The organism is Streptomyces sp. NPDC006610 (genome assembly GCF_040611575.1).
Lineage (GTDB): Bacteria > Actinomycetota > Actinomycetes > Streptomycetales > Streptomycetaceae > Streptomyces.
In genome coordinates, this window is the sequence record NZ_JBEXOP010000032.1 from 26,148 (window position 1) to 34,891 (window position 8,744).

Genomic DNA, 8,744 nt, shown 5'->3' on the forward strand with positions numbered 1-8,744 from the left:
CCGCACACGTCCCGAACCGGCAGGACCGGAATCGTATACGCGCGGCGGGCCGCCCGCCGTCACGCCGGCGCGTACTGCCGCCCGTCGCGTTCCGTGTCGGCGAGGTAGTCGCGCAGGGCGCGGCGTGAGCGGGTGAGGGTGTCGATCTGCTCGTCGAGCGCGTGCAGCCGGGCGCGCAGGGCGTCGACCAGCTCGGGGCAGGCGTAGAACTCGGGCGTCGGGCCGTTGGCGCAGGGCAGCAGGAACGCGATGTCCTGGGTCGACAGACCCGCCTCCAGCATCTTCCTGATCTGGCGCACGGTCAGCACCGCGTCGTCGCCGTACTCCCGGTACCCGCCCGGGCTGCGGCGGGGCTTCAGCAGTCCCTGGGCCTCGTAGTAGCGCAGCTGGTGGGTACGGACCCCGGTCCTGCGGCTCAGCTCGCCGATCAACATGCCGGTCTCCCCCTTGACCTTCATACCGGTGTGAATGTCCAGGATTCTGTCACGGCGTCCGCGCCGGGGGGCGGATGCCCGCGAAGTCAGGTGAATGTGCGGACATATGAAGGAGTGGCGACGATGAGCGACGACGGCGACGCGAGGAGGCCCGTCCCGGTGACGGTCCTGGGGCTGGGACTGATGGGACAGGCGCTGGCCGGGGCCTTCCTGGACCGCGGGCACCCCACGACCGTGTGGAACCGCACCGCGGCAAAGGCGGGGGAACTGGTCGCACGGGGCGCGAGGGCGGCCGGTTCGCCTGCCGAGGCGGTGGCGGCCGGCCCGCTGGTGATCGTCTGCGTCACCGACCACGACGCCGTGCGCGCACTCCTGGACCAGGTGGACGCGTCGCTCGGCGGACGGGTTCTGGTGAATCTGTCCTCCGGCACGTCCAAGGCCGCGCGCGAGACGGCCGACCGCGTGGCGGACCTGGGCGGCCGCTATCTCGACGGCGCCATCATGGCCGTGCCGCAGGCCGTCGGCACGGACGAGGCGATCGTCGTCTACAGCGGGCCGCGCGACGTCTTCGACGCCCACGCGGCCGACCTCGCCGCCCTGGCGGCGAGCACCGAGCACCTGGGCGAGGACCCCGCCCTGGCCGCCCTGTTCGAGCAGGCCGGGCTCAGCCTGATGTGGAGCGTCATGAACGGCTTCCTCCAGGGCGCCGCCCTGCTCGGCGCGGCCGGCGTCGACGCGACGAGGTTCGCGCCGCTCGCCCGGACGGCGGTCGGGACCGTGGCCGACTGGCTGCCCGGCTACGCTCAGCAGGTCGAGGACGGCGCGTACCCGCCCCTCGACGCCACCCTGGACATCCATCTGAACGCCATGGAACACCTGGTCGAGGAGAGCGAGTCGCTGGGCGTCAGCGCCGAACTGCCGCGCTTCGTCCGGGCACTGGCCGCCCGGGCCGTCGCCGGCGGGCACGGCGGCGACGGCTATGCCGCTCTGATCGAGCAGTTCCGCGAGCCCACGGAGGCATGACATGACCGATGCCGCGTTCGACCCCCGCGCCCTGCTCGCCGAGAGCCGGCTCGGCGTCCTCGCCACCATCAAGTCCGACGGCCGGCCGCAGCTCTCCCCGGTCATGCCGTTCTACGACCGCGCCGCCGAGCGCTTGTACGTGTCGATGACCGAGGGCCGGGCCAAGACCGCGAACCTGCGGCGGGACCCGCGGGCCGCGCTGGAGGTCACCGCCCCCGACGGCCGCTCCTGGGCCACCGCCGAGGGCACGGTCACGCTCGTCGGCCCGGGGACCGATCCGCACGGCCCCGAGGCCGACGCGCTCGTGGACTACTACCGTCTGGCCGCCGGTGAGCACCCGGACTGGGCCGAGTACCGGTCGGTGATGGTGTCCGACCGCCGGGTGCTGATGACGATGGCGGTCGAGCACGTGTACGGCGCTCGCATCGGCTGACCGGCCGGGCGGGGCCGCGCCGCTCACCGGAGCCGGGACATCCGGATCCCGACTCCCGGTCCGGTCCCGGCTCCGGTTCGGCGTCCGGTCCCGGCTCCGGTCCGGCGTCCGGTCCCCGGCTCCCATCCGGTCCCGGCTCCCGTCCCGGCTTCCGGACGTCCCGTCACGCGGTGAACCGCACCGGCAGGCTCACCGGGCCGCGGATCATCATTCCCGACCGCCAGGTGAGGGCCGCCGGATGGACGTCCAGGGCGAGATCGGGACAGCGTTCCAGCAGGGTACGGACGGCGATGCGGGCCTCCAGCCGGGCCAGTGGGGCGCCCAGGCAGTAGTGGATGCCGTGGCCGAAGGCGACATGGCCGCGGGCGTCGCGGGAGATGTCGAAGCGGTCGGGGGAGGGGAAACGGCCGGGGTCGCGGTCGGCGTCGGCCAGTGCGACCAGGACCAGTTCGCCGCCGCCGGGCACCACCGTGTCGCCGATCGTCACGGGCTCGGTCGTGAAGCGGTAGGTGGGGGTCTCCACCGGCCCGTCGTAGCGCAGCATCTCCTCCACGGCCGCGTCGATGCGGGAGAGGTCGGCGCGCAGGGCGGCGAGTTGGCCGGGGTGGGTGAGCAGGGCGAGGACGCCGTTGGAGATGAGGTTCACCGTCGTCTCGTGACCAGCGACGAGCAGCAGCCAGGCCATGCCGAGGAGTTCCTCGGGGGAGAGCCGGTCGCCGTCCTCGTCCGAGCCGTGGATCAGGGCGCTCATCAGGTCGTCGCCCGGCCGTTCGCGCTTGTCGGCGACCAACTGCTCCAGGTACCGGGCCATCGAGGCGGCGGCGGCCCTGCGGACCTCGGGCTCGGTGGCGCCGAGCGCCTCGTTCGACCAGGCGCGGAAGGAGTCCCGGTCCAGGTCGGGGACGCCGAGGAGGGCGCAGATCACCGAGATGGGCAGGGGGAAGGACAGTGCCTCCACGAGGTCGGCCCGGCCGTCGGGCGCCGCCAGCATCCGGTCCAGCAGGGCGTCGGTGGTGCGCTGGATGCCGGGGGCGAGTTCCTCGACCCGGCGCGCGGTGAACTCCCGGGCGACCAGTCTGCGCAGCCGTGTGTGGTCCGGCGGGTCGGCCCTGAGCATGTGGGGCCCGGAGGAGATCGCGCCCAGCGGCAGCGCGGGGGAGGCCTTGGCCCAGTCCTTGGACAGGCGGGGATCGGCGAGCGCGGCGCGTCCGGCCTCGTACCCGACGACCAGCCAGGCTTCCGCCTTGCCCTCCGGCATCCGGACGCGGTGCACCGGGCCCTCGGCACGTAATCGGGCGTACACGGGGTAGGGGTCGCGGGTGAAGGACTCGCCGAGCGCGGCGAGATCGACGATGCTCACGGGGCTACCACCTCACTGGCAGAGCACGGCAGGTGCGGCGCTGGTCCGCCGGACCGCATTATCTCCGTGCCGCGGGCGGGAGCGCCGCGAAGACGAAGGGCGGGATGCGGGAATGGCGGGGAACGACCCCTGGATCAGGGAACTGCGCGGTGCCGAACGGCCGCGCGCGCGGGTGGTGTTCTTCCCGCACGCCGGTGGGGCCGCCTCGTTCTTCTTCCCGTTCGCGCGGCGGTTCCCGGAGGGGTACGACGTCTCGGCCGTGCAGTACCCGGGGCGGCAGGACCGTCTCGGCGAGCCGTTCGTCACGACCGTCGAGGGCCTCGCCGACCAGGTGACGCCCTCGCTGCGCAGGCTGGCGGCCGGGCCGGCGCCGCTGGTGCTGTTCGGGCACAGCATGGGGGCGTCCGTCGCCTTCGAGGCGGTGCTGCGGCTGGCCGCGCTCGGCGCGGGCGGACGCTGCCGGCTGGTCGTCTCCGGGCGGGGCGCGCCCTCGGCCCCGCGCGAGGACCCCGTGCTGCGCACCGACCAGGAGATCCTCGACCACGTCACCGGCCTGGGCGGCACCGACTCGGCCGTCGTCACCAGCCCGGAGCTGATGGAACTGCTGCTGCCCGCCATCCGCAACGACTACCGGGCGGTGGAGCGGTACCGCCCCGCACCGGACGCCGTGGCGGACGTGCCCGTCCTCTGCCTCACCGGCGACCGCGACCCGCGCGCGACGGTGGAGGAGGCCGCCGCCTGGAAGAGCCACACCACGGCCGGCTTCCGCCTGGAGGTGCTGCCCGGCGACCACTTCTACCTGTCCGACCACGCGGACACGGTCGTACGGTTCACCGCCGAGCACGCGACCGCCGGGGACCAGCCGGGCGCCCCGGGGCGTCGGCGACCGGAGGAGGTCGCGCCGCACAGCGACTGACGAGGTCGCGCCTCCCGGTGCGGCGGCGAGGTCACGCCTGCCCGTGCAGACGGGACAGGAACCACTCGGCGGCGGCCTCGGCCACCTCCTCCAGCGCGCCCGGCTCCGGGAAGAGATGGGTGGCGCCTTCGACGACCCGGAGTTCGTGCGGGGCCGTCAGCTGCCCGGCCGCCCGCCGGTTGAGGCGCAGGACCTCCTCGTCCCGGCCGCCGACCAGGAGCAGGACCGGTGCCGCGACCCGCCCCAGCGCGTCGTCGGCCAGGTCGGGCCGGCCGCCGCGGGAGACCACGGCGTACACCCGCCCGGGCCGTTCGGCCGCCGCGACCAGTGCCGCCGCCGCGCCGGTGCTGGCCCCGAACAGGCCGACCGGCAGGCCCGCGGCGCCGGGGAGGGCCGCCAGCCGGTCCACGGCCGCCGTCAGCCGCCCCGCCAGCAGGGGGATGTCGAAGCGGTGCAGGCCCGTCACGGCGTCCGCCCGCTCCTCCCGCTCGCCCAGTAGGTCGAGCAGCACCGTGCCCAGTCCCGCCCGCAGAAGGCGACCGGCGACCGCCCGGTTGCGGGGGCTGAACCGGGAACTGCCGCTTCCGTGCGCGAACAGCACCACCGCCCGGGCGCCGGCGGGCACCGTCAGATCGCCGTCGAGCACGGTGCCGTCCACGGGAACGGACACCGGCACCGACGCGGACTCGGCCTCCGCCTCCGGCTCAGGGACCGGCTCGGGAATCACCCCGCTCACCTCCCGCGCCCCCTTTTCCGCACCCTCGGGCGCGGTCCGTCAGCCGTCCAGTTCGTCCTGCACGGGCGGCTTGGGCGTATCCCGCAGATGCTGGGACTGGCCGGGCCGGCCGCCCTCCCGTGCCTGCAGGGCGCGCTGTGACGGGGACAGGCCCAGATCGGAGTCGGGGTCCACGCGCACCGACCGGGCCACCTCCTCGCGGTTCGCGTACTTCTCCGGCGGAATACCGCGCAGTGCCTTGACGACCTCTTGAGAAGCGCCGGAGACGCGCGCCGCCTCGACCAGTTCCTCCTTGCCCGCCGGGAAGTCGACGCCCTTGATCGCCTTCACCACGTCCCGGGCACTCGTACGGTGCGCCATGGTCCTCTCCTCCTCTTCCGCCTGGTCTCCAGCCTGGTGTTTTCCTGCCTCGTCGTCCTCGTGCGTCACACACTCCCGGGGTCCGGGTAACCGTCCTCGGCCTCAAGCTCACCTCGAGACGGCGTCTACCTCTTGGTGCACGCCCGCGCACACGAGGTGACTCCGAGCGCCGGTGCAGTGGTTCGCACGCCGGTGCCTTTGCGTCACGCCGAACGGCTCGGGTGAGGCTGTTGGGGCTGGTGGCGGCGTGCGTGCCACCAGGTCGGCGAAGAAAATCTGACTTTTCTCGGGAGCGTCGAGTTTGAAGGTCGGGTGACGGGATACACGCGGTCAGGGCGTGCGAGCGCTGGGGCATCTCCCGTTCAACTTCGGGGGGTTGCCATCTCGTGACCCACCGTGAAGACTGTGAGCGCGTTCGACAGGGACCAAACGGGTCGAACCTGTGTTCTTAGCGTGAAACGCACCATCGTGGGACAGGGGAAGTCCCGCGCAGCCGCTGCGCGGGAAGAGTCGCTGGGAGATGTGTGATGTCTGCTTGGTGCCCGAGGGGTGTGCCGCAGTCCGGCCGCGTGCGTGCGGCCCGGTCGGCGGTGCGGCGGACGTCCGAAACGGCCCTTGTGGCCGCCCTGCCGTACGGAATGCGCTCTCCGGTCTGTTGACGGCCCCGCCCGGGGCCCCTTCGACCCTCCACGCCGACCGGGGCGGACCCGGCGGCCGAGCAGCGGCGCGTCCGTTCCACCCGTGGCCACGCAGGGCCCGCGCGTCCTCACCCAAGGAGAAACGGTGTCAAGCAGCGAACTGACGGGGACCGCCTCGGTCCTGGACGCGTTGTCCGACCGGTGGAGAACCCTCGCCGACGCGGACCCCGTCACCCACGACGCGGCGCAGGGCCTGTGGCGTGTCGTGGATCACCAGGGCGTCTCGGCCGTGCTCGCCGATCCGGCGACGTACTCCTCGGACCTCACCCCGATCACCCCCGCCCAGGAGGACTTCGACGCCTTCCGGAAGGGCAACTTCGTCGGTATGGACCCGCCGGAGCACCGCAAACTCCGAACCCTGGTGAGCCAGGCCTTCACCCCGAGAGTGGTGCACGGACTCGCACCGCGCATCGAGGCCGTGTGCGCGGACCTGCTGGACCGGGTCGCCGACCAGGACGTGTTCGACGTGGTCGACGCCCTCGCCTATCCCCTGCCCATCATCGTGATCGCCGAACTCCTCGGCGTCCCGGCCGGCGACCACAAGCTGTTCCAGGAATGGGCCGGCACGCTCTTCGCCGGGGACCAGCTCGGCGAGAGCCTCGACATGGCCGACCTGGAGCGGGCGCTGGAGGCCATCGCGCCGACCGTGCGCGAGATGAACGGCTACGTGCTCGACCACATCCGCCACCGCCGCGCGCACCCCGGCGACGACCTCACCAGCAAGCTCCTCGCCGCCGAGGTGGACGGCACCCGCCTGGCGGACGAGGAGATCGTCGGATTCGTGGCCCTGCTGCTGGTCGCCGGGCACATCACCACCACCGCGCTGCTCGGCAACGCCGTCGTCACCCTCGACCGGCACCCCGGCACCCTCGCCGCGCTGCGCGAGGACCCCGACCGGCTCCCGGACACCATCGAGGAAGTGCTGCGCTGGCTGCCCCCCTTTCCCGAACTGGGCCGGCGCACCACCCGCCCGGTCGTGCTCGGCGGGCACGAGATCCCGGCCGACGCCCTGCTGATGGTCCACCTGGGCGCCGCCAACCGCGATCCCTCCCGCTTCACCGCCCCGAACGTCTTCGACGTCACCCGCAGCCCCAACCCCCATCTGACGTTCGGACACGGCATCCACTTCTGCTTCGGGGCGCCCCTGGCCCGGCTGGAGGCCCGGATCGCGCTGCGCACGCTGCTGGAACGCCATTCCCGCATCGCGGTCCCCTCCTACGAGGACGTCGCCTACCAGAACCCCGCCGTCCTGGTCGGCGTACGCCGGCTGCCGATCGCCGTCACCGGGCCGTAAACGCGCACCCCGCGCACCCCGCACCGCTCCCCACGCGGCCCGACCCCGCTCTCCCCGCACCCGCTCTCACGAGGAGTCCCCTTCTCATGCCGTACCCCACAGCCGCTTCGGCCCTCGACCGGCCGCCGTCCCCCGCCCGCCGGGCGCTGCAGAGCCGCCTGGACACCCTCGCCCGCGAACACCGGGTACCCGGCGCCCAGTTGGCCGTGGACACCGGGACGGAGCTGATATCCCTGCACACCGGCACGGCCGACGCCGTGACGGGAGCACCGTTCACCGCGGACACGGCCGTGCCGCTGGGCTCCGTCACCAAGGTCGCCACGGCCGCCGCCGTCCTGCTCCTGGCGGACGACGGAGAGTTCGACCTCGACGACGCCGTCGCCGAACTCCTGTCCGAGTTACGCGCGTTACCCGACCTGACGGTACGACACCTGCTGAGCCACACCTCGGGCCTGCCCACCGGCCCCGACTCCGACAGCGCCGCAGGCGCCACCGCCGCGCGCTATCTGTCGGCCGTCTGCACCGCCCACAACGCCCTGTTCCCGCCCGGCAGCGGCTTCTCGTACTCCAACGCCGGCTACGTCGCCGCCGGCCGGCTCGTCTCCGAAGTGACCGGCATGACCTGGCACGAGGCGATACGGGCCCTGCTCCTGGAACCCCTCGGCATCACCCCCGCCTTCCTCGGCGACCCGGCCCCCGCCCGCCCCGTCGCCGGCGGCCACGCCCTCAACACCGCCTCCGGGCAGGTCCGCCCGGCCCGGCAGAACCTCGCCCCGGTGGAGGCCCCGGCCGGCGCCCTGCTGGCGAGCGCCGCCGACCTCGCGGCCCTCGGCAGGGCGGTCATCGGCCGCACCCGCGTGCTCCCCGCCCCGCTCGCCGCCCGGATGCGGCAACCGGAACCGGCCGCCGACCCCGGCGCCCTGGCCGACGCCTGGGGACTGGGCCTCGCCCTCTTCCAGGAGGACGGCCGCGTGTGGTGCGGCCACGACGGAAACGCCCAGGGCACCTCCTGCCATCTGCGGGCCGACGCGGACAGCGGCGTCGTCGTCGCCTTCACCGGCAACGCGGGCGGCGCCACCGCCCTGTGGCGCGACCTCGCCGCCGACCTCGCCGACCTCACCGGCGTGCGCGTGCCCACCGCCGCCGCGCCCACCCGCACCGGGCCCGCCGTACCGCTGCCCGAGTGCGCCGGCGTCTACCGCAACGGCGGCGTCGAGTACGCCGTCAAGCTCGACGGCGACGGCATGCCGACGCTCTCCGTCGACGGCGACTACCCCCTGCCGCTCGTCTGCCACCCGGACCTCACCTACGACCTGGTCGACCCGGCCACCGGCCGGCGCGAACCGGGCGGGCGCTTCCACCGCGACCCCGCCACCGGCGTCATCGACCGGCTCCAGATCTCCGGACGCACCGCGCGCCGCGCCCCCACCGCCTAGACCGCGCGCCGCCGCGTCCCCCTCCCCGTAACGCGCGGACCCCCGCACCGCCCC

At 73.9% G+C, this 8,744-nt stretch carries 9 protein-coding genes; 5 read left to right on the top strand and 4 right to left on the bottom strand.

Annotated features, from left to right (window positions below; translation table 11 throughout):
- Positions 1-59 precede the first annotated feature (59 nt).
- Positions 60-434, bottom strand: coding sequence for a MerR family transcriptional regulator (locus ABZY13_RS24065; protein WP_356634050.1), 375 nt, complete (start codon positions 432-434; stop codon positions 60-62).
- A gap of 123 nt (positions 435-557) precedes the next feature.
- On the opposite strand from ABZY13_RS24065, the gene ABZY13_RS24070 reads away from it, so the two are divergent.
- A complete protein-coding gene (locus ABZY13_RS24070) occupies positions 558-1,457 on the top strand; it encodes an NAD(P)-binding domain-containing protein (protein WP_356634052.1) in 900 nt (299 codons plus the stop codon).
- Position 1,458: 1 nt separating this feature from the next.
- Positions 1,459-1,890 carry a PPOX class F420-dependent oxidoreductase gene (locus ABZY13_RS24075; RefSeq protein WP_356634054.1) on the top strand — a complete coding sequence of 144 codons (432 nt, stop codon included), beginning with the start codon at positions 1,459-1,461 and terminating at the stop codon, positions 1,888-1,890.
- Between the two features lie 163 nt (positions 1,891-2,053).
- On the opposite strand, the gene ABZY13_RS24080 is transcribed toward ABZY13_RS24075, so the two are convergent.
- Complete coding sequence (locus ABZY13_RS24080; RefSeq protein WP_356634056.1) at positions 2,054-3,250, bottom strand: cytochrome P450; 1,197 nt, start codon at positions 3,248-3,250, stop codon at positions 2,054-2,056.
- Between the two features lie 112 nt (positions 3,251-3,362).
- On the opposite strand from ABZY13_RS24080, the gene ABZY13_RS24085 reads away from it, so the two are divergent.
- Positions 3,363-4,166: an alpha/beta fold hydrolase gene (locus tag ABZY13_RS24085; protein WP_356634058.1), complete on the top strand. Its 804-nt coding sequence runs from the start codon at positions 3,363-3,365 to the stop codon at positions 4,164-4,166.
- 31 nt (positions 4,167-4,197) lie between these two features.
- On the opposite strand, the gene ABZY13_RS24090 is transcribed toward ABZY13_RS24085, so the two are convergent.
- Both ABZY13_RS24090 and ABZY13_RS24095 read right to left on the bottom strand, forming a co-directional pair.
- Positions 4,198-4,842, bottom strand: a complete 645-nt coding sequence (locus ABZY13_RS24090) for a dienelactone hydrolase family protein (protein WP_356634103.1) — start codon at positions 4,840-4,842, stop codon at positions 4,198-4,200.
- A 99-nt stretch (positions 4,843-4,941) separates the two neighbouring features.
- Positions 4,942-5,262 carry a DUF2795 domain-containing protein gene (locus tag ABZY13_RS24095; protein WP_356634060.1) on the bottom strand — a complete coding sequence of 107 codons (321 nt, stop codon included), beginning with the start codon at positions 5,260-5,262 and terminating at the stop codon, positions 4,942-4,944.
- Between the two features lie 783 nt (positions 5,263-6,045).
- Between ABZY13_RS24095 and ABZY13_RS24100 the strand changes: the two genes are divergently transcribed.
- Together ABZY13_RS24100 and ABZY13_RS24105 are read left to right on the top strand one after the other, a co-directional pair.
- The gene (locus tag ABZY13_RS24100) at positions 6,046-7,254 is read left to right on the top strand and encodes a cytochrome P450 (RefSeq protein WP_356634062.1); all 1,209 of its coding nucleotides are present in this window, start codon (positions 6,046-6,048) and stop codon (positions 7,252-7,254) included.
- Positions 7,255-7,340: 86 nt separating this feature from the next.
- Positions 7,341-8,690, top strand: a complete 1,350-nt coding sequence (locus ABZY13_RS24105) for a serine hydrolase domain-containing protein (RefSeq protein ID WP_356634064.1) — start codon at positions 7,341-7,343, stop codon at positions 8,688-8,690.
- Positions 8,691-8,744 lie beyond the last annotated feature (54 nt).